The organism is uncultured Roseibium sp. (genome assembly GCF_947499295.1).
Lineage (GTDB): Bacteria > Pseudomonadota > Alphaproteobacteria > Rhizobiales > Stappiaceae > Roseibium.
This window is the reverse complement of the sequence record NZ_CANMNP010000024.1, coordinates 1-20778: the sequence shown is the minus strand read 5'-3', so window position 1 is coordinate 20778 and position 20778 is coordinate 1. Positions and strand designations below refer to the sequence as shown.

Genomic DNA, 20778 nt, shown 5'->3' with positions numbered 1-20778 from the left:
ATCGAAATGTCATTGGTGCGTCGCTGGATTTACGGCCCGGTTGCGCTCCGGTGGGTTCTGGGTGGTGCCCCGAATTCCAACCTGTAGGCGCGGGTCAGTGCGCTGGCATTTCGATATCCGCACCGCGTCGCGATCTCCGCAACACTCAAACGTGTCAGCTCGACAAGACGGCGCGCTTCCCGCAAACGTATCGCCTTATAGACAGCGAGCGGTGACATCGTCATTTCCTTTTGAAAATGGCGCTCAAGATCGCGCTGATCGGTTTTGAGACGGCCTGCCAATTCAGGTATCGTCAAAGGGGTCTCGATGGTCCGTCGCATCAGCGCTGTCGCGCTTCCAACCAGTTTGTGCGAACTCATCCTTTGATAAGGGTCGTGCAGGTCAAGCTTGTCGCCATGCATGAAAAGAGCGCCGACTTCGAGCGAGAACATCGCGCTGTGCTGCTGCTTGATCATTTCAAGCATCAGTTCGATCGCCGTTGAAGCGCCTCCGCATGTCGCCAGATCCGAATTCAATACAAACCGGTCTTCCAGCACATCGATGTCGGGGAAGGTCTCAGCGAAAAGCGTAAACTCATCCCAGTGGATCGTTGCCTGCCGTCCGTCGAGCAATCCGGCGCACGCCATCAGCCAGGCGCCCGTATCCAATCCCACAATCAGCTGAAAGCGCTCCCTTGCGGCGCGAAGGGTGTGGCTCAGTCGCGGTGTTGCCAGGTCCCGAAAGCCGTAGCTCGGCATGAGAAACAGAATGTCGCCCTGGGGCCGGGCATGCGGCCAGGAAGCGGTCTCAACCGGGAGCCCGCTCGAGGAGGTAACTGTGCCTCCATCCATGCTGAAATACTGCCAAATGTATAGCGGTTCCCGGGCAATCGTGTTGGCCGCTCGGAACGGCTCAATGGTGTTTGCAAGGCAATGATTTGAAAATGCCTCGAACAGGAGCACGGAAATTTTTCGGTAGTCGGGGAGTTTTTCCGAAAATGGCATGAAATTAATCCAAAACAGCACGATTATTGAGGGCGCGTTGTCTCATGCTGCCTGTCTTGGCGCAACAGGAGCAGCCGCATGCAGTTTGGTTTGAGCGAAGAACAGGACATGATCGTCTCTACGGTCAGATCATTCGTCGAGAACGAAATCTATCCGCACGAGCAACTGGTGGAGCAGACCGGTGACGTGCCGCTGGAATTGGGTGAAGAGATCAAGCGCAAATGTCTGAACCTCGGATTTTACGCCTGCAATTTCCCGGAAGAAGTTGGGGGCGCCGGACTGAGTCATTTGGATTTCACGCTTGTGGAGCGTGAACTAGGTCGTGGATCAATGGCGCTGACGCACTTCTTCGGCCGCCCGCAAAACATTTTGATGGCCTGCGAAGGTGATCAGCGGGAGCGCTACCTGTTGCCCGCTGTGCGGGGTGAGAAAATGGACGCCCTCGCCATGACTGAGCCGGACGCCGGATCAGATGTCCGCGGCATGAAATGTCAGGCAGTGCGCGAGGGCGGTGACTGGGTCGTGACCGGTTCCAAACACTTCATCTCCGGCGCTGAACATGCCGATTTCTTTATCGTGTTCGTTGCAACGGGTGTCGATGACACCGACAAGGGTCCGAAAAAGAGGATCACATGCTTTCTGGTCGACAGGGACACGCCGGGTTTTGAAGTCCGGGACGGCTACAAATCCGTCAGCCATCGCGGTTACAAGAATTACATCCTCTATTTTGATGGATGCCGGCTGCCGGATGCCCAGGTGCTCGGCAAGGTCGATGGTGGTTTTGAGGTCATGAACGAATGGCTCTATGCCACGCGGCTGACGGTTGCGGCAATGAGCGTCGGCAGGGCACGCCGCTGTTTCGACCACGCTGTATCCTACGCTGTCGAACGAAGGCAATTCGGTCAGCAGATCGCAAAATTTCAAGGGGTCAGCTTCCAAATTGCCGACATGATCACGGAGATCGACGCAGCCGACTGGCTGACATTGGCGGGCGCCTGGCGGCTGGACGAAGGTCTTCCGGCAAACAGGGAGATCGCAAGCGCGAAGCTCTACGCAACCGAAATGCTGGCAAGGGTTACGGACGCAACGCTTCAGATCCACGGTGGAATGGGTCTCATGGACGACTTTCCAATCGAACGTTTCTGGCGGGATGCGCGCGTCGAACGAATTTGGGATGGCACCAGCGAAATCCAGCGCCACATCATCAGCCGCGATCTCTTCCGCCCGCTTGGAGCCTGAGGATGCAGGCACTTGACCGTCTGTTGCGCCCAAAATCCATTGCCGTGATCGGCGGAGGCCGCTGGTGCGAAAATGTGGTTCGTGAATGCCGGAAGTTCGGCTTCGATGGTGAGCTCTGGGCGGTTCATCCAACGCGCGCGGAGATCGCCGGCTGTGCCACATTGCCTTCGCTGGACAGATTGCCGATCGTTCCGGACGCTGCCTACATAGGCGTCAATCGGATCGCGACGGTTGACATCGTCAGAGAGCTTGCGGCTATGAATGCCGGCGGAGCGGTTTGTTTTGCGTCCGGCTTTCAGGAAGCTGCAGCCGAGTTGTCCGACGGCGCCGGTCTTCAGGGTGCGCTTGTCGAGGCGGCAGGTGACATGCCGGTACTGGGCCCAAACTGCTATGGCTTCATCAACGCGCTTGACGGTGCCGCGCTCTGGCCGGACCAACATGGCCTTGAGGCAGTGGGCCGAGGTGTCGCGATTGTCTCTCAGTCTTCCAATATTGCCCTGAACCTGACGATGCAGGCCAGGGGGTTGCCGGTTTCCTACCTGGTCACGGTAGGCAATCAGGCACAAACGGGCATGTCACAGATCTGCGAAGCACTGCTGGACGATGACCGGGTGACTGCGCTTGGCCTGCACATTGAGGGAATTGGCGATCTTGGCCAATTCGAGCGATTGGCGCGCAGGGCCAATTCAATGGGGAAGCCCATAATTGCCCTCAAAGTTGGAAAGTCGGAACAGGCTCGTCGCGCCGCAATTTCTCATACGGCCGCGATAGCCGGCAGTTCAGCCGGCTCATCGGCTCTTTTCAGGCGGCTTGGCATTGCTGAAGTCAGCAGCTTGCCGGTGCTGCTTGAAGCATTGAAACTGGTGCATGTGACCGGAGCTCTTCCCAATGCGGAATTGGCGTCAATGTCCTGTTCCGGTGGCGAAGCCAGCTTGATGGCAGATATAGCCAAAAGTTGCTCGACCCGGTTTCCGGACCTGACTGAAACCCAAAAAGATCTGCTTCGCGAAGTGCTCGGTCCCAAGGTTGCCCTCGCAAATCCTCTCGACTACCACACTTATATCTGGGGCGATGTTGATGCCATGAGCCGCGCTTTTGGCGCCATGATGTCCGGCCCGGCGTCTTTGGGCATCGTCGTTCTTGATTTCCCGCGCCAGGACCGGTGTTCGGCCGGAGAGTGGCTCAAGGTGATCGACGCGATCGAAGCCGCCACCAAACAAAGCGGCAAACCAATAGCTGTCTTGAGCTCACTTTCAGAAACTTTGCCTGAAACAATTGCACGCGATCTTATCAATCGAAACATTGTGCCCTTGTGCGGCATGGCGGAAGCGCTCGAAGCGATTGGCGCGGTTGCGTCCTGCAATCGGACGCTGACACGAAAAGACATTCTGGCACCGGAATCCATCGGTGAAACAATCACATTGACGGAGAATAGCGCAAAAGACGTACTTTCCGCGTATGGCCTTCAGGCACCGAAGAGACGCCTCGCACATTCGTGCCAGCAGGCTGTCGAAGCAGCACAATCAATCGGTTTGCCCGTTGTTTTGAAGGCCACAGGATTCGCTCACAAAACCGAAGCAGGGGCCGTTGCTCTCAACCTTGGTTCGTTGGATGACGTGAAAGAGGCTGCCATCGGAATGCCGGTATCATCTCTGCTGGTTGAGGAAATGGTCACGGACGCATTTGCCGAACTGCTGGTCGGCGTCGTTCTGGACCCGGCCCACGGATACGTTTTGACGCTCGGTGCCGGTGGCATCCTGACTGAACTTCTTGATGACAGTGTTTCCCTGATATTGCCGACCTGCCCCGCGGAGATTGAGGCGGCGCTCAACTCCTTGAGAATCGGCAAAGTTCTGAAGGGGTATCGGGGCAGGCAAGCTTGCGATTTACCTGCGATCATTTCTGCCGTCATGGCAGTGCAGGAATTTGTGTCATCGGTGCCGAGCGAGGAAGTGGAAATCAATCCGTTGTTGTGCGGAAAGGATTTTGCCATCGCGGCGGACGCGTTGATCAAGTGTGGAGCGGAATATGAACGATGAACCGATCAAGGTCCGCAGGGACGGACATGTTCTTGAAGTGACACTCGACCGGCCCAAGGCAAATGCCATCGACCTGGCCACCAGCCGGATCATGGGCGAGGTCTTCACGGAGTTTCGTGATGATCCGCAGCTAAGGGTCGCCATTGTCACCGGCGCCGGCGAAAAGTTCTTCTGTCCGGGATGGGATCTCAAGGCAGCGGCGGATGGCGATGCTGTTGACGGCGACTACGGCAAGGGCGGGTTCGGCGGCCTTCAGGAATTGCGCGGCTTGAACAAGCCCGTGATTGCTGCAGTGAACGGTATCTGCTGTGGCGGCGGTCTGGAACTGGCTCTCTCCGCCGACATGATCCTTGCTGCCGGTCATGCAACCTTTGCCTTGCCGGAAATCCGCTCCGGTACGGTCGCAGATGCGGCCAGCATCAAATTACCGAAACGTATCCCCTACCACATTGCGATGGAAATGCTGTTCACCGGTCGATGGTTGGATGCGGAGGAGGCGGCGCGCTGGGGCTTGATCAATCACATCTACCCCGCCGAAAACCTGATGAACGAGGCACGGAAGCTGGCTGAACTGCTGGCCTCCGGTCCCCCCCTTGTCTACGCCGCAATCAAGGAAGTTGTGCGCGAGGCGGAAGACATGAAATTTCAGGACGCGCTGAACCGCATCACCGCAAGCCAGTTTGAAACGGTCGAGACACTTTACCGGTCGGAAGACCAGAAGGAAGGCGCGCGTGCCTTTGCCGAGAAACGAGATCCGGTCTGGAAGGGCCGATAGGAGATCAAGATGCCATTGCAAATGAATCGCGAGGTTTTCATCACCTGCGCGGTAACCGGGTCCGGCGGCACGCAAGACAAATCACCTCATGTCCCGCGCAGCCCTGCCCAGATTGCTGAAAGCGCGATCGACGCCGCCAAGGCGGGGGCCGCAATCGTGCATTGTCACGTCCGCGACCCGGAAACCGGAGCACCTTCCCGCCGGCTGGATCTTTACCGGGAAGTGACGGACCGCATTCGCTCAGCTGAGGTGGATGTCGTGCTCAACCTGACCGCAGGCATGGGCGGCGATATTGTATTCGGTTCAACCGAAGCACCTTTTCCGGTCAATGAGAAAGCATCCGACATGATCGGGGCCACGGAACGGATGGCTCATATCAGGGAGTGCTTGCCGGAGATCTGCACGCTTGATTGTGGCACGATGAACTTTGCCGAAGCCGACTATGTCATGACAAACACGCCCGGCATGCTGCGCGTCATGGGTTCCATGATGACGGAATTGGGTGTGAAGCCCGAAATCGAAGCTTTTGACACGGGCCATTTGTGGTTTGCCAGGCAACTTGTTGAAGAAGGAACACTGGCGTCACCGGCTCTGGTCCAGCTTTGCATGGGTGTGCCCTGGGGAGCGCCCAATGACCTGAACACATTCATGGCCATGGTCAACGCGATCCCAAATGACTGGTCCTGGTCTGCATTCAGCCTCGGCCGTGACCAAATGCCTTTTGTTGCGGCGTCCGTGCTCGCAGGCGGCAATGTGCGTGTTGGACTGGAAGATAATCTCTTTCTGGAAAAGGGAGTTCTGGCAACCAACGCTCAACTGGTTGAAAAGGCTGCAGGCGTTATTGAAGGCATGGGTGCCAGATTGATCGGGCCTTCTGAGGTGCGCGGCAGATTGGACCTGACACTGAGGGCTCCCGCATGAAGGCCGCAATCGTCGGAGGTGGGGTCATCGGTGGCGGTTGGGCGGCGCGTTTTCTGCTCAACGGCTGGGACGTTGCCGTGTTTGACCCGGATCCGGAAGCTCAACGCAAAATCGGCGAAGTGATCGAAAATGCCCGCCGCAGTCTTCCGGCACTTTATGACAGATCTCTGCCTGAAGAGGGGCAACTGACATTTCACGCAGATCTCGTCGACGCTGTTCAAGGTGCCGTATGGATACAGGAAAGTGTCCCGGAGCGACTAGAGCTGAAACACAAGGTCCTTGGAAATCTGACTGACCTTGCGCAAGGAGATGCGGTCATCGGGTCTTCCACATCAGGCTTCAAACCGTCAGAGCTGAATCACGATGGCGGCCGGGCAATTGTCGCTCATCCGTTCAATCCGGTTTACCTATTGCCGCTGGTGGAACTCGTTGGCGAGAAGTCGGAAACAGAACGGGCGGCAAACATCCTGCGCGACATCGGCATGTTCCCGCTGATCGTTCGCAAGGAAATTGAAGCCCATATTGCCGACCGTCTCCTGGAGGCGGTCTGGCGGGAAAGTCTTTGGCTCGTCAAAGACGGCGTTGCGACAACTGCGGAAATCGACGAAGCCATCCGCATGGGTTTTGGCTTGCGCTGGGCACAGATGGGGCTCTTTGAAACCTATCGGGTTGCGGGGGGAGAAGCCGGCATGAAGCATTTCATGGCTCAGTTCGGACCCGCGCTGGAGTGGCCCTGGACAAAATTGATGGATGTTCCGGAATTCACGGAGGATCTTGTCGATCTGATTGCGGGCCAATCCGACACTCAGTCCGGGCATATGTCGATCCGCGAGCTGGAGCGGCTGCGGGACGACAATCTCGTTGGTTTGCTGCGGAGCTTGAAGAAAGGCGGAAGCGGTGCGGGAGGGGTCATTTCTTCTCACGAAAGCTCATTGCCGCAATCAGTATCCGCAACGCTTCCGATCACGGGTGACCGGCAAATCCCGCAGAGCTGGACCGACTACAATGGTCACATGAACGAGGCGTGCTATCTGGAAGCGGGCGCGGCAGCCACGGACCGTTTTATGGAGTTGATTGGAGCAGACGCCGACTACGTCGCCGCCGGGCAGAGCTACTTTACCGTTGAGAATCACCTTCGCTATCTGGACGAGCTGAAAGAGGGTGAGCGCCTCATCATCACGACACAGGTTCTTGAGGGCGAAGGCAAGAAAATGAAATTGTTTCATTTTCTGAAAAACGCGGACGGCAAGCTCGCGGCGACCATGGAAACGTTGCTGCTTCACGTTGATCTGAATTCACGGTCGAGTTGCCCTCCTGAAGCGGTTGTCGCCTCCAGGCTCGGCAATTTTGCGGGAAATCACGAGAAGCTGCCATTGCCGGAAGGCGCGGGCCGATACGTGGGCCAAAAAAGTCAGGTGGGATAGCGTCGTTCATTGGCATTGAATGAATAATCCTTGCAATCCGATGCATCTGCTGTCCGACTGAGCGGCGCGCAACAGTCAGGACCATCAGATGACATCCGAGTTTGCTGGAAAGAGCGTACTCATCACCGGCGCAGCTAGCGGATTTGGCAAGCTGCTTGCTGAAAAACTATCTGCACAGGGTGCTGACTTGATCCTTGGAGACATTGCGGACGCGCGTCTTCGTACTGTTGCGACAAGTCTTTCCGGGGCCGTTCGGTTCGCACGCTGTGATGTCTCGCGGGAAGCGGATGTCGAGGCACTCTGTGCCAAGGCGCGTGACGCATTCGGCAGTCTGGATCTTGCGGTGAACAACGCCGGATTTGCTCCACCCATGAAAGGTCTCCTGGAAACGAGCGAAGACGATCTTGACCAGTGTTATTCCGTCAATGCCAAGGGCGTGTTCTTTGGAATGAAGCACCAGATACCCTTGATGCTTGATCAGGGGGGAGCGATCTTGAACGTGGCCTCGGTCGCAGGCTTGAACGCAGCTCCAAAACTTTCGGCCTATGCGGCGTCCAAACATGCGGTCGTCGGACTGACGCGAACCGCCGCGGTTGAGTTCGCGCGTCACAACGTCCGCGTCAACGCTGTTTGTCCGTTTTTCAGCCCGACACCGCTCATGACCGAAAGCGGCTTTGCAGATCGCGAAGAATTTCTGGCGGCAGGCGTGCCAATGAAGCGGCTTGGCGAGCCGGCAGAAATCGTGGAAACGATGCTGTCGCTATTGCGGCCTGCCAATTCGTATCTGACCGGTCAGGCGATTGCTGTCGATGGCGGTGTGCTCGCACTTTGACGCAGTTTCAGGCTGCGGCTTGTCTCAGATTTTGCCGCAGCTTGACGGTGTTTTTGAAAGCGGAGTTTCCTCCGTTGTTTCTTAACCGACGATAAGTTGTTTCAGTTGAAGTGCCTCGTATTCGAGCTCGTTCAGCCGGTAGTTGACGACGTCACCGATGGTAACAATACCGACGAGGTTACCTTCATCGACAACCGGCATATGCCTGAAGCGTCCTTCCGTCATTTTACGCAGCACGGTTATCAGGGCATCGTCAGGGTGGCAGACCTCCACATTGGTGGTCATGACATCTTCAACTTTCTGGGCGAGGGTTTGCCCCGGCGTTTCGGCCAGCTTTCGAACGATGTCTCGTTCGGACAAAATACCTTGAAGACCGCCTTCGGAATTCTTTACCACCAGCGCACCGATTCGCTTGTCGCGCAACATCTCGACCGCTTCATGCAGTGTGTTTTGCGGACGAAGCGCATGGAGGTCGTTGCCTTTTGACGCAAGAATTTTGCCGACGGTCGCTGTTTCCTTGGTCGTGTTCGTACTGGAAGACTGGCTATGTGTCGTAGCCTGCTGCTTGTCTTTTCGGCTCGGGGCCTGATAAGAGCTTGGCATGAGAGTGGCTCCTTCCTGTGGGTCCAGCAATAACGCATGACACAGCCTAACCGAAACAAATCGGCCTAAGGAACTCTTCAATTGCAAGAATTGTTTCTAACACCCATGACCGCGACGATTTTTTTCGTGGCGGCTTGCCTCGCGGGATACCAGTACCGCCGTGTTTGGGTGAAAGAGGGACCGCGATGGAAACTGTGGTTGTTCGGATTAATTGCAGCCACTTGTCTGGCGGTCGTGGCGTTCATACCGGTAACAGCCTGACACTCATGGAATCGCGTCAGGCTTCCTTGTTCGCCAACATCTTGCGAGCTCTCGGGCAAGCCAGACGGTCTCTGAGCGGACTGTTCGGATCGATTTCCTTGTTGCAAACCATGCAGTGATCCGCATCGGCAATTGCATTCAGCCCACCACAGCTGCCTTTGATGGTTTTGCCTGAGAAAATCACGCCGATCGCCATGCCGACCATGACCGTAATCAACAACACAAACGCTAAAACAAAGGTCAACAAGGTCTTGGCCCGATCAGATGCTATGCCTGCAATGCTGTGAAGCGCTTGCTGTTGGTGGCGATGAAGTTTTTCTCATCGGCTACGCCGCCGCGATCAATGAACATGACGGCGAGGTCACGCTGATTTGCAAGTTCAAGACCGCGCTCGGTCCCTAGTGCCAACATAGCGGTGGACCAGGCATCGGCAAGCATGGTGTTTTCCGCAAGAACCGTGACCGAGGCTGTCCTGTGCGTAATCGGACGACCGCTGTGCGCATCCAGAATGTGAGAATAGCGCACGCCATCCTGTTCGAAGTAATTTCTGTAATCGCCAGACGTCGCCATACCAAGATTGGAAACACTGGCGATCCTGTAGGCTTGGCGATTGTGCGCATCAGGTGATTCGATACCGATTTGCCAATCCAGGCCGTCCGCATTCAGACCGGAGACATAAAGGTCGCCACCGATTTCAACCATGAAGTCGGTTAGACCAAAGCCCCTGACAACCTTCGCCATCTGGTCGACACCATAGCCTTTGCCAATGGAAGGCAGGTAGATACGGGCGGCAGGATCGCTTTTACTGAGTTTGTTTCCGTCAATATGCAACGCTTGGCTTTTGCCTGCAGCTTCAACCGCTTTGGCAAGTTTGACCGGGTCAGGTTGTGCGTTCTTGTGACCGCCCTCAGCGCCAAAACCCCAAGCCTCGATGACGGGCCCCAGCGTTACGTCAAATTGACCGCCACTCGCCTGATTGACGTCCTTGGCCGCCTGAACGACCATTGCCAGATCCTTCGACACCGTCAAAGGCTGCGTTGAAGTCAGGGAATTGAAACGGGAAACCTCGGATTTGGGATCCCAGTTCGACATTTGTGCGTTCACGTTCAACAGGCTGTTTTCGACTGCGCGTTGCAAGTCGTCCTTGTCGACAGCGCGATCATGGTCTAGAGCCGTCACCGAGTAGTTCGTACCCATTGTCGATCCCGTCAGCTCAATGACATCCGCACCGCCCTTACAGGCGGCCAGAGTAGTGAGCGACATCAGGATGAAACCCCGTCGGGAGAATTTGATGTGAGTTGGCACGATAACAGCCTCCGATCGGTCACTTGCGGCGTTTGCCGACGTTCTATGGGCGCTTTTCATCGGTTCTGGAGTACGATTCAACAAAAAAATGTAGCTAGTTGGCAAATTAGTCCTTTTTACGGGCGCAAAAACGTAGGATACCGCGTTTTGTCGAATTCTGGAGGCCAGATGCGTGCAAAGCTATAAGCTCAAGAAAGGTCTGGATCTACCTGTGCTGGGGGCACCGGATCAACAGATCAGCGAAACTCGCGAAACAAGCACGGTCGCGGTCATTGCTGCGGACTATATTGGTCTGAAGCCGAGACTGCTTGTTAAGGAAGGGGATGTGGTCGCATTGGGCGCACCGCTGCTCTTCCACAAGGACACACCGGACGTGATGGTCGCTTCGCCCGCATCGGGTCGGGTAAAGGCTGTCAATCGCGGCGCTCGCCGTATCCTTGTCAGTGTCGAAATCGAAGTCGACAGCGAAGCGGCCGAACCCGTTGATTTTTCCGATATCGGCGACGCCACGACACGTGAAGGTCTCATCGAGCGTCTGTGCGCCTCAGGACTTTGGACATCCTTCCGCACGCGACCATACTCAAAAATTCCGGCACCGGAAGCACGCCCGGCGGCAATATTTGTCAACGCAATGGATACTGAACCGCTCTCGCCGGATCCAGCAGTGGTGCTTTCTGAGCATGCCGCTGCCTTTGCAAAAGGCCTCGAGGCGGTTGCTTCACTGAGCGATGGTCGCACATATCTGTGCTGCGAAACCGGGGCCGCTGTTCCTGGAACCGATGTGGCAGGGGTCGAAACCGTCGGATTCTCCGGCCCTCACCCGGCTGGACTGGCAGGAACGCACATCCACTTCCTGGAAGTGCCGTCATCGGAAAAAACAGTCTGGACGATCGGCTATCAGGACGTGATTTCCATAGGGCGTCTCCTTGAAACGGGGCAATACGATCCGCAAAGGATCATTGCCCTATCCGGTCCGTGTTGCAGCAATCCCCGTTTGATTCGCACTGTCACCGGCGCTTCGATGCTTGAGCTGTCGGAAAATGAACTCACGGGAGACGATCCGGTCCGGCTCATATCGGGTTCCATTCTCAGCGGTCGCCTTGGCGAAGGACCGAGCGCGTATCTGGGACGTTACGCGCGGCAGATCACACTGATTGAAGAAGACCACAAACAGATCCCGATGGGCTGGATCCGTCCAATGCCCTCGAAATACGCTCTACAGCCGGTTCTGGGGTCTGCCTTTTCCAAGAAACTTTATGCGTTGACTTCAAACTTGAACGGCGGGCGCAGGGCCATGGTGCCCCTGGGCACGTTCGAAGAGCTGATGCCGCAAGATTTCCTGCCGACACAGTTGCTGCGCGCGCTGCTTGTGATGGACACTGATCAGGCCCAGGCGCTTGGCGCACTGGAGCTGGATGAGGAAGACCTGGGACTTGTGGGATTTGCCTGTCCAGCGAAATATGAATATGGCATTGCCTTGCGCGACTGCCTCACGAAAATTGAGAAGGAGGGCTAGAGTTGGGCCTTCGCAACTTCTTCGACCGCATCGAGCCCTATTTCGTTAAGGGCGGTAAATATGAAAAACTTTTCCCCGTCTACGAGATGGTGGAAAGCTTCATCTATACGCCGAAGACGGTCACCACCGCCGCACCGCATGCCCGCTCCTATGTCGACATGAAGCGGATCATGACCTACGTGGTCATTGCGACAATCCCGTGCATATTGATTGGCCTCTATAACGTTGGCTTTCAGGTCAATTCGGCCATTGCCACTTACGGTGCGTCGGGATGGAGGGCCTGGATCATCGAGGCTCTCGGGATCGGCTTTAATCCGGCCAACCCATTTGCCAATTTCATGCACGGATTGCTTTATTTTCTGCCGATTTACATCACGACGCTCGTGGTTGGCGGAATTTGGGAAGTGCTCTTTGCAACAGTGCGCGGCCATGAAGTCAACGAGGGTTTCCTCGTAACGTCCATGCTCTTCGCGCTGATCCTTCCGCCGTCCGCACCGCTCTGGCAGGTCGCTCTGGGGATCTCTTTCGGCGTGGTCATTGGCAAGGAAGTCTTTGGCGGAACCGGCAAGAACTTCCTTAATCCGGCCCTAACCGGCCGTGCCTTCCTCTATTTTGCCTATCCGGCGCAGATGTCCGGAGACACGATCTGGACACCGGTCGACGGTTTTTCAGGAGCAACGGCTTTGTCCGTGGGCTCTTCGGACGGTTACCTGCAGCTCGCGGCACATGGCATGACCTGGTTCGATTCCTTCATCGGCATCATTCAAGGCAGCATCGGCGAAACCTCCACGCTTGCCTGCATGATCGGCCTTGCCTTTTTGCTGATCACCAAGATTGCGAATTGGCATCTCGTTGTCGGCTGTCTCGGCGGGATGATAGCCTTTTCGACGCTGCTCAACCTGATCGGCTCGGACACCAATCCGATGTTCGCAATGCCTTGGTATTGGCATCTTGTCGTCGGTGGATATGCGTTCGGCCTGGTCTTCATGGTCACAGAGCCGGTGTCCGCGTCTCACACCAATCTTGGCCGTTATATTTACGGGGCCTTGATCGGGTTTATGGTTGTGATGATCAGGGTCATCAATCCGGCCTTTCCGGAAGGGATGATGCTGGCCATCTTGTTCGGTAATGTTTTTGCGCCGCTTATTGATTATTTTGTGGTGCAGGCGAACATCAAACGCAGGGCGAAACGAAATGCCTGACGACAACGGACATCAGGGCGACCGTCCAAACAAAGGGTTCGTCCGGCGTTTTCTGGACTTGCCGGCGGATTCGGTTCCCAAGACCGTTTTTGTTGCCGTTACGCTGTGTCTGGTCGCGTCGATGGTCGTCTCCGCGACGGCCGTCTCGTTGCGTCCGATTCAGGACGTCAACAAGCTCAGGGACAAGCAGATCAATATCCTGCAGGTTGCCGGCGTCTATACGCCCGGTGAGAACATACCGGAAGCATTCAATGCCTTCGAACCGCATGTACTTGACCTGGCAACGGGCGAATTCACGACGGAGTTCGATCCCGCGACATTCGACGACTTGGCTGCTGCCGATGATCCCGAACTCAGCCGTGCGCTGACTGACGACCCAGCCGGCATTGGCCGCCAATCGAACTTCCGGACCATATATCTGCTGCGCAAGGAAGATAAGTCGATCGACAAGATCATCCTGCCGGTACACGGATACGGGCTCTGGTCGACGCTTTACGGCTTCGTGGCGCTGGAAGCCAACGGCAACGATATATTTGGACTTCAGTTCTATCAGCACGCAGAGACACCCGGGCTCGGTGCCGAAGTGGACAATCCTCGCTGGAAAGCCTTGTGGAGCGGTAAAAAACTGACGGATGACAATGGCGATCTTCTGATCACGGTGGCTAAGACGGCACCGCCTGCGGGGAAAGAGTATCATGTCGACGCGCTTGCCGGCGCGACGCTGACTTCGGTCGGCGTGGACAATCTTGTGCGGTTCTGGATGGGTGAAAGCGGCTACGGCCCCTTCCTTGCCAACGTAAAAGCAGGAGCGATCTGATGGCGCAGACCAAGAGAAGCATGCTGATCGATCCGTTGGTCGACAACAATCCGATCACTTTGCAGGTTCTGGGCATCTGCTCGGCTCTTGCGGTGACCTCGTCGCTTCAGGTGGCCCTTGTCATGTCCATTGCGGTGACCTTGGTGACAGGGTTCTCTTCAATGTTCATCTCGATGCTGCGGAACCATATTCCGGGCGCAATCCGGATCATCGTCCAGATGGTGATCATTGCGTCGCTGGTGATCGTCGTGGATCAGGTTCTCAAGGCTTATGCCTATGAAATCTCGAAGACGCTGTCCGTCTTTGTTGGTCTGATCATCACAAACTGCATTGTCATGGGCCGTGCAGAAGCATTTGCCATGAAGAACCCGCCGGTTGCATCTTTCATCGATGGTGTTGGAAACGGATTGGGCTATGGGCTGATCCTGATGTTGGTCGGTTTCATTCGCGAACTGTTCGGTGCCGGCAGCCTGTTCGGTATCACGGTGCTTCCGACCGTTAACAATGACGGCTGGTACGTTCCCAATGGCATGCTGCTCTTGCCGCCGTCCGCGTTTTTCATCATCGGCCTGCTCATCTGGGCATTCCGAACATGGAAACCCGAACAGGTCGAAGAGCGTGAATACAAGATCCAGGTGGTGGACGCACACTGATGGAACAGCTGGTCTCCCTTGCCGTAAAGGCGATCTTTGTCGAAAACCTTGCCTTGTCGTTCTTTCTCGGCATGTGCACGTTCATCGCCGTTTCCAAGAAAATTTCCACGGCTATTGGCCTTGGAATTTCGGTCATGATCGTTCAGGCGATCACGGTTCCGGCGAACAATCTGATCCTGACCTATCTGCTTGCCCCCGGAGCACTCTCCTGGGCCGGTTTCAGCGATGTCGACCTCACCTTTCTCGGTCTGATATCCTATATCGGTGTGATCGCCGCCCTGGTTCAGATCCTGGAAATGGTGCTCGATAAGTACTTTCCGCCGCTCTACAACGCTCTAGGTGTCTTCCTGCCGCTCATCACGGTGAACTGTGCCATTCTTGGCGGCTCGCTCTTTATGGTTGAGCGAGACTACGATTTTACCGAATCGGTTACCTACGGGCTCTCCTCCGGGTTTGGTTGGGCACTGGCGATCACCGCGATGGCCGGCGTTCGGGAAAAACTGAAATATGCCGATATCCCAGACGGCCTGCAGGGCCTGGGCATCACCTTCATCACTGCCGGACTGATGGCACTTGCCTTCATGTCTTTCAGCGGCGTCAAACTGTAACGGGAGCGCCTTGTGGCAACATTCGGATTAGGCATCCTGCTCTTCACGCTGATCGTTCTTGCGCTTGTCACGATCATTCTGGCCGCCCGCTCGAAGCTTGTCTCCGTGGGCAATGTCAACATCAGCATCAACGGCGAGAAGACCATTTCGGTTCCGGCGGGTGGCAAATTGCTGCAAACGCTGGCTGAGCAAAAACTCTTCGTGCCGTCTGCTTGCGGCGGCGGTGGCACATGCGCCCAGTGCCGGGTGAAGATCTTCTCTGGAGGTGGCTCGATTCTGCCAACGGAAGAAAGCCATATCACCAAGCGCGAAGCGGCGTGCGGCGACCGCCTGTCATGCCAGGTTGCGGTGAAGCAGGACATGGTGATCGAAGTTCCTGAAGAGGTCTTCGGGGTCAAGAAATGGGAATGTACCGTTCGCTCGAACGAGAATGTTGCCACCTTCATCAAGGCGCTGGTGCTGGAGCTTCCCGAAGGCGAGGACGTCAATTTCCGTGCCGGTGGATATATTCAGATCGAAGCGCCCTCGCACCATCTCAAATACACGGATTTTGACGTTGAAGAGGAATACCGGGAGGACTGGGACCGCTTCAATCTCTGGCAATACGAATCGGTTGTTGCCGAGCCGCTCGAGCGCGCCTATTCCATGGCAAACTACCCGGAAGAAAAGGGCATGATCATGCTCAACGTCCGCGTAGCTTCGCCGCCCCCCGGATCGGAGGGTATCCCTCCCGGAAAGATGTCGAGTTACATCTTCAACCTGAAACCGGGCGACAAGGTCACGATTTCCGGTCCTTTCGGCGAGTTCTTCGCGCGCGAAACCGAGAGGGAAATGGTCTTTGTGGGTGGCGGTGCCGGCATGGCGCCGATGCGCAGCCATATTTTCGATCAGCTCAAGCGGCTGAAGTCAAAGCGCAAGATCAGCTTCTGGTACGGCGCCCGTTCAAAGCGCGAGATGTTCTTTGTTGAGGACTTTGACACGCTTGCTGCCGAAAATTCGAATTTCGAATGGCATGTGGCCCTGTCAGATGCGCTGCCGGAAGACGACTGGAAGGGATATACCGGTTTCATCCACAACGTCCTCTTCGACGAGTACCTCAAAAATCATCCGGCACCGGAAGACTGTGAATTCTACATGTGCGGACCACCGATCATGAACCAGTCCGTCATCAATATGCTGCTGGATCTGGGCGTGGATCGGGAAGACATCATGCTCGACGACTTCGGTGGTTGATCCAAGGTGGATCCGAACTGCCTTTGACAAAACAATGAGCCGGCCAATTGGATTTTGGCCGGCTCAATGCGTTCAGGTGCGCGAAAAATCACGGTGTCAGGAAGTCAATCCAAGCATCCTGCGGATCTGCTCTTGATCCGTTCCTGCGCCTGCAAAATCGTCGAAGGCTTTGTCCGTCACCTCGATGATGTGGCTTTCAATGAACGGTGCGCCTTCTGCCGCGCCTTGTTCGGGTGACTTCAGGCAGCACTCCCATTCCAGCACCGCCCAGCTGTCATAGCCATGTTGTGCAAGCTTGGAAAAGATACCGGAGAAATCAACCTGACCGTCACCCAGTGAACGGAACCGGCCCGCCCGATTCACCCAGCCCTGATAGCCTGAATAGACGCCCTGCCGGCCATCCGGATTAAACTCCGCATCCTTCACATGATAGGCACAGATGCGCTCATGGTAGATGTCGATAAACGCCAGATAGTCCATTTGCTGAAGCAGAAAATGCGACGGATCGTAGTTGATCTGGCAGCGCTTGTGACCTCCCAGTGCGTCGAGGAACATCTCGAACGTCGCCCCGTCAAAGACGTCTTCTCCAGGGTGGATCTCGTAACCGACATCGACACCGTTGTCTTCATAGACATCAAGTATCGGTTTCCAGCGGTTGGCGAGTTCCCTGAAAGCCTCTTCGATCAGACCGGCGGGACGCTGCGGCCAGGGATATAGATATGGGAATGCCAGCGAACCGGTGAAGCTGACCGAAGCATCAAGGCCAAAGCGACGACTGGCGACAGCCGCCTTTTTCATCTGGTCGACCGCCCATTCCTGCCTCGCCTTGGGGTTGCCATGCACGTTTGCGGGCGCAAATCCGTCAAAGGCAAGATCGTAGGCTGGATGTACCGCCACGAGTTGCCCCTGAAGGTGAGTGGAAAGTTCGGTGATCTCGACACCGGCATCCGCGCAGATGCCTTTCACGTCGTCGCAATAGGTCTGACTTTCGGCCGCCTTGTCGAGGTCGAACAGGCGTCCGTCAAATGTTGGAATCTGAACGCCCTTGTAACCAAGGTCTGCAGCCCATTTGGTGATGGCGGGAAGTGAATTGAAAGGTGCTTCGTCGCCTGCAAATTGTGCCAGGAAAATCGCTGGTCCCTTGATCAGTCCGGCCATGGCTGCCTCCCTTAGTTATTGACCTGTCGTGGTGACGTCCGTTTAGCGTGACGGTCCTTTCCGTTCCGCTGATGCGGCCCAGAGATTGATGTCAGCTTCGCGTGTCGTGGCTGCTATTTCCTCAAGCTCAGCATCTGTGAAATCGAGATTTTCCACCGTGCGTACACAGTCTCTGACCTGTTCAGCGCGGCTGGCACCGATAAGAGCCGTTGTGACTTTTCCGTTCCGCAGAACCCAGGCAATTGCCATCTGGGCAAGGGTCTGGCCCCTTCGCTCGGCAATTGCGTTGAGCGCTCTGATGGTCTCGATATTGTCGTCGCTCAAGAACTGGCTTTTGAGAGATTTTCCCTGTGTCGCCCGGCTGTCTTCAGGGATCCCGTTGAGATACTTGTTGGTCAGCATGCCCTGGGCAAGCGGAGAAAAGGCAATGGATCCGACACCGAGTTCCTCGAGCGTGTCCAGCAAGCCGTCCTCTTCCACCCAGCGATTGATCATGGAATAGCTCGGCTGGTGGATCAGGCAGGGGGTGCCCAGCTCTTTCAGGATCGCGGTTGCCTCTCGCGTGCGTTTGGAATTGTAGGACGAAATGCCGACATAGAGTGCCCGTCCGGACCGCACGATGTGATCGAGTGCCATCATCGTCTCTTCCAACGGCGTGTCCGGATCGAAACGGTGGGAATAGAAGATGTCGACATAATCCAGCCCCATCCGCTTCAGGGACTGGTCGCAGGAGGCAATCATGTATTTGCGGCTGCCCCATTCCCCGTAAGGGCCGGGCCACATTCCATAGCCGGCCTTGGACGAGATGATCATTTCATCTCGGTAGGGCGCAAAGTCGGTTCGCAGCAATTCTCCGAAAGCGCTTTCGGCAGAACCGGGCCTCGGCCCGTAATTGTTGGCAAGATCGAAATGCGTAATGCCAAGGTCAAAGGCCGTGCAGGCGATTTCCCGCTTGAGCGCGTGCGGTGTGTCTTCACCGAAATTATGCCAGAGCCCGAGCGAGATCGCCGGCAGCTTCAGGCCCGATTGGCCGCATCGGCGATACACCATATTGTCATAGCGCGTTGGCGCCGCAGTCCAGGTCATTTGATTTCCTATCAGGTGAGAAGGTCCTGTGCTGCTTGTGGATCGAGCGCAGCAGGACGGTCGCAGGTGGTTGCGACATCAATAAACTGCCCACTCTCGCCCGATGCAAGGATTGACGTCATCACATCCACGGCATGCAGGGAAAACTCCAGCGAGCAACGGTGTGGCCGGTCGGCCAGGATCGCCTGAGCCATGTCCGCAAGTCCTGCGGTTCGATAGTTTGCATTGCTGCCGTCATTGGCTTTCGAGAACGGATGGTTCCAGGCATCCGACATGTTGACGTAAGCACCCTTCTCAGTCATCCGCACTTCACCGCCGAAGAAGTTCGGATCGGGTACATGCAATGTCCCGCCCAGGCCGTAAAGTTCCATATTGGAGTGACCATGTTGCCAGACGTCCCAGCTGGCGCAATACGTTATCTGGGCGCCCGAATGAAATTGCATCACCGCGTGGATCGTGGTGGGCGTTTCCACCTTGATCTTGTCACCAAAACGGGGTTGGGAGGTGATTGTCCGATATTCGGACCCGGACGAGCTCATGGCACAGACCCTTTTTACCGGGCCGAGCAACTGAACAAGGTTGGAGACATAGTAGGGCCCGAGATCGAGGATGGGTCCGCCGCCAGGCTGAAAGAAGAAATCCGGGTTCGGATGCCACATTTCCATGCCAGGGCTCTGAACGAAACAGGTGCCCGAAGTAATCTTGCCGACAGCGTCGCTGTCGACCAGGTGTCTGGCCAGCTGGTGCGCGCCGCCCAGGAACGTGTCAGGTGCAGAGCCGACGCGCAAACCTTTCTCCTTGGCGATTGCCGCGAGGTCCTGTCCTTCCGCGACATTCAGTACGAAGGGCTTTTCGGAATAAACGTGTTTGCCGGCGTCCAGGATCTTCTTTGAAACCTCAAAGTGTGCGGCAGGTACCGTCAGGTTGACGATGATATCGATGTCACTGGCTGCAAACAGCCCGTCGACCGTTTCCGCGCGCAGATTGAATTCCTCTGCACGCGCTTTTGCGGCCGACGCTTTGATGTCGGCGCAGGCACGCATTTCGATGCCCCTGAAAAGCGGGGCAAGACGCATATAGGCAGCCGAAATGTTTCCGCATCCCAGTACGCCGATGCCGAGTGTCTTACTCATGATGGTTCCTTAATATGTGCGGAAGGCTTCGATAGAGCGGGCGGCAAACCGGTCGACGTCCGAAGGTTTGTCGTGTTCCATGATGAACAGATTGACACCGGCACTGCGCAACGCGGCCATGATGGTTTTCCAGTCCATGGTTCCCTGCCCGACATCCGCCCAACCGTCTTCGTCGGCGCACTCGCCTTGGGGGGCGATGTCCTTGACATGGGCAGTGGTGATGCGGTCGGCGTATTTCGAAATCCAGGCCAGAGGGTCCTGACCGCCTCGGACGATCCAGGCAATGTCTGCTTCCCATTCAATGGAAGGCGCAGTTTCAAGCAGTATGTCCATCGGCAATCGGCCGTCGCCACAGGTGACAAACTCAAAATCATGGTTGTGCCAGCCGAAGCGCAGACCTGCGTCCCGGATTTTCGCGCCAATGGCTTCCAGCCGCTCACCGACGGATTGCCAGTGAGCTGCATCGGCAGACCGCTGATCGGGCGGCAGGGCCGGACAGAACAGACGCTCCATGCCCAATGTCTTGGCGGTCGCGATGACCTTGTTGATGTCGTCTTCGAACTGTTCCATTGGAAAGAAATGTCCGGACGGCATGCTCAAGCCTGTCTGGTCAAGCAGGTCCCGGCAGGCCGCCGGATCCTCGTAAACACCTCCGAAACCCTCGACCTGTGTATAGCCTAGCTTGGCAAGACGTTTGAAAACGTCGTCCCAAGGGGTGAATTCGCGTGCAGAATAGAGCTGGAATGAAACATCCATGAGTGTTTTCCCGATGTTGGATTAGAATCTGGCTCAGATTCTGATTTCGTTATTTTTGCTGAATATGTTTGCGCGCATTGGCTCGAAGCCGATGTCGATTCTGTCGCCTGTTTTGATGTTTGCCTGTCCGTCGAGTCTGACCCAAAGGGTATGGTTCTGTGCATTGACGCGTGCGAGGGTGTCGGATCCGAGGGGTTCGACGAGTTCGACGGATGCTGTCATGCGGACTGTGGC

Annotated in this window: 21 protein-coding genes; 12 read left to right on the top strand and 9 right to left on the bottom strand. The window is 56.2% G+C overall.

Features of this window, described 5'->3' with window-relative positions:
• Window positions 1-29: 29 nt before the first annotated feature.
• On the bottom strand, window positions 30-983 hold the full coding sequence (locus Q0835_RS26575; RefSeq protein ID WP_298965976.1) for a helix-turn-helix domain-containing protein: 954 nt from the start codon (window positions 981-983) through the stop codon (window positions 30-32).
• A 78-nt stretch (window positions 984-1061) separates the two neighbouring features.
• Here Q0835_RS26575 and Q0835_RS26570 point away from each other — a divergent pair, with 78 nt between their 5' ends.
• From Q0835_RS26570 to Q0835_RS26545, 6 genes are all read left to right on the top strand, one after another.
• Window positions 1062-2222, top strand: a complete 1161-nt coding sequence (locus tag Q0835_RS26570) for an acyl-CoA dehydrogenase family protein (protein WP_298965973.1) — start codon at window positions 1062-1064, stop codon at window positions 2220-2222.
• A complete protein-coding gene (locus tag Q0835_RS26565) occupies window positions 2219-4261 on the top strand; it encodes an acetate--CoA ligase family protein (protein WP_298966026.1) in 2043 nt (680 codons plus the stop codon). The genes Q0835_RS26570 and Q0835_RS26565 overlap by 4 nt, the downstream gene beginning before the upstream one ends.
• Complete coding sequence (locus Q0835_RS26560) at window positions 4251-5036, top strand: carnitinyl-CoA dehydratase (protein ID WP_298965969.1); 786 nt, start codon at window positions 4251-4253, stop codon at window positions 5034-5036. Before Q0835_RS26565 ends, Q0835_RS26560 begins: the two co-directional genes overlap by 11 nt.
• Before the next feature lie 9 nt (window positions 5037-5045).
• Window positions 5046-5957: a 3-keto-5-aminohexanoate cleavage protein gene (locus tag Q0835_RS26555; protein WP_298965967.1), complete on the top strand. Its 912-nt coding sequence runs from the start codon at window positions 5046-5048 to the stop codon at window positions 5955-5957.
• Entirely contained in the window at window positions 5954-7381 is a 1428-nt protein-coding gene (locus Q0835_RS26550; RefSeq protein WP_298965965.1) for a carnitine 3-dehydrogenase, read from the top strand. The genes Q0835_RS26555 and Q0835_RS26550 overlap by 4 nt, the downstream gene beginning before the upstream one ends.
• 88 nt (window positions 7382-7469) lie before the next feature.
• A complete protein-coding gene (locus tag Q0835_RS26545; protein WP_298965962.1) occupies window positions 7470-8213 on the top strand; it encodes an SDR family oxidoreductase in 744 nt (247 codons plus the stop codon).
• A gap of 81 nt (window positions 8214-8294) precedes the next feature.
• Here Q0835_RS26545 and Q0835_RS26540 read toward each other — a convergent pair whose 3' ends face one another.
• From Q0835_RS26540 to Q0835_RS26530, 3 genes are all read right to left on the bottom strand, one after another.
• Complete coding sequence (locus tag Q0835_RS26540; RefSeq protein WP_298965959.1) at window positions 8295-8816, bottom strand: CBS domain-containing protein; 522 nt, start codon at window positions 8814-8816, stop codon at window positions 8295-8297.
• 277 nt (window positions 8817-9093) lie between these two features.
• Window positions 9094-9321 (bottom strand): (Na+)-NQR maturation NqrM, encoded by a 228-nt coding sequence (gene nqrM, locus Q0835_RS26535; protein WP_298965958.1) that lies wholly within the window; start codon window positions 9319-9321, stop codon window positions 9094-9096.
• Between the two features lie 23 nt (window positions 9322-9344).
• Window positions 9345-10382 (bottom strand): FAD:protein FMN transferase, encoded by a 1038-nt coding sequence (locus Q0835_RS26530; protein WP_298965956.1) that lies wholly within the window; start codon window positions 10380-10382, stop codon window positions 9345-9347.
• Window positions 10383-10554: 172 nt separating this feature from the next.
• Between Q0835_RS26530 and Q0835_RS26525 the strand changes: the two genes are divergently transcribed.
• The 6 genes from Q0835_RS26525 to nqrF are packed head-to-tail and all read left to right on the top strand — an operon-like array spanning window position 10555 to window position 16411.
• Window positions 10555-11898, top strand: a complete 1344-nt coding sequence (locus Q0835_RS26525) for a Na(+)-translocating NADH-quinone reductase subunit A (RefSeq protein ID WP_298965955.1) — start codon at window positions 10555-10557, stop codon at window positions 11896-11898.
• A gap of 2 nt (window positions 11899-11900) precedes the next feature.
• Window positions 11901-13100 (top strand): NADH:ubiquinone reductase (Na(+)-transporting) subunit B, encoded by a 1200-nt coding sequence (locus Q0835_RS26520; RefSeq protein ID WP_298965952.1) that lies wholly within the window; start codon window positions 11901-11903, stop codon window positions 13098-13100.
• The gene (locus Q0835_RS26515; protein WP_298965949.1) at window positions 13093-13917 is read left to right on the top strand and encodes a Na(+)-translocating NADH-quinone reductase subunit C; all 825 of its coding nucleotides are present in this window, start codon (window positions 13093-13095) and stop codon (window positions 13915-13917) included. The genes Q0835_RS26520 and Q0835_RS26515 overlap by 8 nt, the downstream gene beginning before the upstream one ends.
• Window positions 13917-14570, top strand: a complete 654-nt coding sequence (locus Q0835_RS26510) for an NADH:ubiquinone reductase (Na(+)-transporting) subunit D (protein ID WP_152499009.1) — start codon at window positions 13917-13919, stop codon at window positions 14568-14570. The genes Q0835_RS26515 and Q0835_RS26510 overlap by 1 nt, the downstream gene beginning before the upstream one ends.
• Window positions 14570-15178: an NADH:ubiquinone reductase (Na(+)-transporting) subunit E gene (nqrE, locus tag Q0835_RS26505; RefSeq protein WP_152499008.1), complete on the top strand. Its 609-nt coding sequence runs from the start codon at window positions 14570-14572 to the stop codon at window positions 15176-15178. Before Q0835_RS26510 ends, nqrE begins: the two co-directional genes overlap by 1 nt.
• 12 nt (window positions 15179-15190) lie before the next feature.
• The gene (gene nqrF / locus Q0835_RS26500; RefSeq protein WP_298822689.1) at window positions 15191-16411 is read left to right on the top strand and encodes an NADH:ubiquinone reductase (Na(+)-transporting) subunit F; all 1221 of its coding nucleotides are present in this window, start codon (window positions 15191-15193) and stop codon (window positions 16409-16411) included.
• 96 nt (window positions 16412-16507) lie between these two features.
• On the opposite strand, the gene Q0835_RS26495 is transcribed toward nqrF, so the two are convergent.
• From Q0835_RS26495 to Q0835_RS26475, 5 genes are all read right to left on the bottom strand, one after another.
• Window positions 16508-17569 carry a sugar phosphate isomerase/epimerase gene (locus tag Q0835_RS26495; protein WP_298965946.1) on the bottom strand — a complete coding sequence of 354 codons (1062 nt, stop codon included), beginning with the start codon at window positions 17567-17569 and terminating at the stop codon, window positions 16508-16510.
• 42 nt (window positions 17570-17611) lie between these two features.
• The gene (gene mgrA / locus Q0835_RS26490) at window positions 17612-18655 is read right to left on the bottom strand and encodes an L-glyceraldehyde 3-phosphate reductase (RefSeq protein ID WP_298822691.1); all 1044 of its coding nucleotides are present in this window, start codon (window positions 18653-18655) and stop codon (window positions 17612-17614) included.
• Between the two features lie 11 nt (window positions 18656-18666).
• Complete coding sequence (locus tag Q0835_RS26485; protein ID WP_298965944.1) at window positions 18667-19788, bottom strand: Gfo/Idh/MocA family oxidoreductase; 1122 nt, start codon at window positions 19786-19788, stop codon at window positions 18667-18669.
• A gap of 9 nt (window positions 19789-19797) precedes the next feature.
• Window positions 19798-20544 carry a sugar phosphate isomerase/epimerase gene (locus Q0835_RS26480; RefSeq protein WP_298965941.1) on the bottom strand — a complete coding sequence of 249 codons (747 nt, stop codon included), beginning with the start codon at window positions 20542-20544 and terminating at the stop codon, window positions 19798-19800.
• Window positions 20545-20577: 33 nt separating this feature from the next.
• Window positions 20578-20778: TOBE domain-containing protein (locus Q0835_RS26475; protein WP_366142411.1), on the bottom strand; the 201-nt coding region annotated here is incomplete at its 5' end.

Bases quoted from the DNA above. Each gene is read 5' to 3' on its own strand.
- Q0835_RS26575 (WP_298965976.1), bottom strand. From the start codon at position 983: ATGCCATTTTCGGAAAAACTCCCCGACTACCGAAAAATTTCCGTGCTC.
- Q0835_RS26570 (WP_298965973.1), top strand. From the start codon at position 1,062: ATGCAGTTTGGTTTGAGCGAAGAACAGGACATGATCGTCTCTACGGTC.
- Q0835_RS26560 (WP_298965969.1), top strand. From the start codon at position 4,251: ATGAACGATGAACCGATCAAGGTCCGCAGGGACGGACATGTTCTTGAA.
- Q0835_RS26555 (WP_298965967.1), top strand. From the start codon at position 5,046: ATGCCATTGCAAATGAATCGCGAGGTTTTCATCACCTGCGCGGTAACC.
- Q0835_RS26550 (WP_298965965.1), top strand. From the start codon at position 5,954: ATGAAGGCCGCAATCGTCGGAGGTGGGGTCATCGGTGGCGGTTGGGCG.
- Q0835_RS26545 (WP_298965962.1), top strand. From the start codon at position 7,470: ATGACATCCGAGTTTGCTGGAAAGAGCGTACTCATCACCGGCGCAGCT.
- Q0835_RS26540 (WP_298965959.1), bottom strand. From the start codon at position 8,816: ATGCCAAGCTCTTATCAGGCCCCGAGCCGAAAAGACAAGCAGCAGGCT.
- Q0835_RS26515 (WP_298965949.1), top strand. From the start codon at position 13,093: ATGCCTGACGACAACGGACATCAGGGCGACCGTCCAAACAAAGGGTTC.
- Q0835_RS26510 (WP_152499009.1), top strand. From the start codon at position 13,917: ATGGCGCAGACCAAGAGAAGCATGCTGATCGATCCGTTGGTCGACAAC.
- nqrE (WP_152499008.1), top strand. From the start codon at position 14,570: ATGGAACAGCTGGTCTCCCTTGCCGTAAAGGCGATCTTTGTCGAAAAC.
- Q0835_RS26495 (WP_298965946.1), bottom strand. From the start codon at position 17,569: ATGGCCGGACTGATCAAGGGACCAGCGATTTTCCTGGCACAATTTGCA.
- mgrA (WP_298822691.1), bottom strand. From the start codon at position 18,655: ATGACCTGGACTGCGGCGCCAACGCGCTATGACAATATGGTGTATCGC.
- Q0835_RS26485 (WP_298965944.1), bottom strand. From the start codon at position 19,788: ATGAGTAAGACACTCGGCATCGGCGTACTGGGATGCGGAAACATTTCG.
- Q0835_RS26480 (WP_298965941.1), bottom strand. From the start codon at position 20,544: ATGGATGTTTCATTCCAGCTCTATTCTGCACGCGAATTCACCCCTTGG.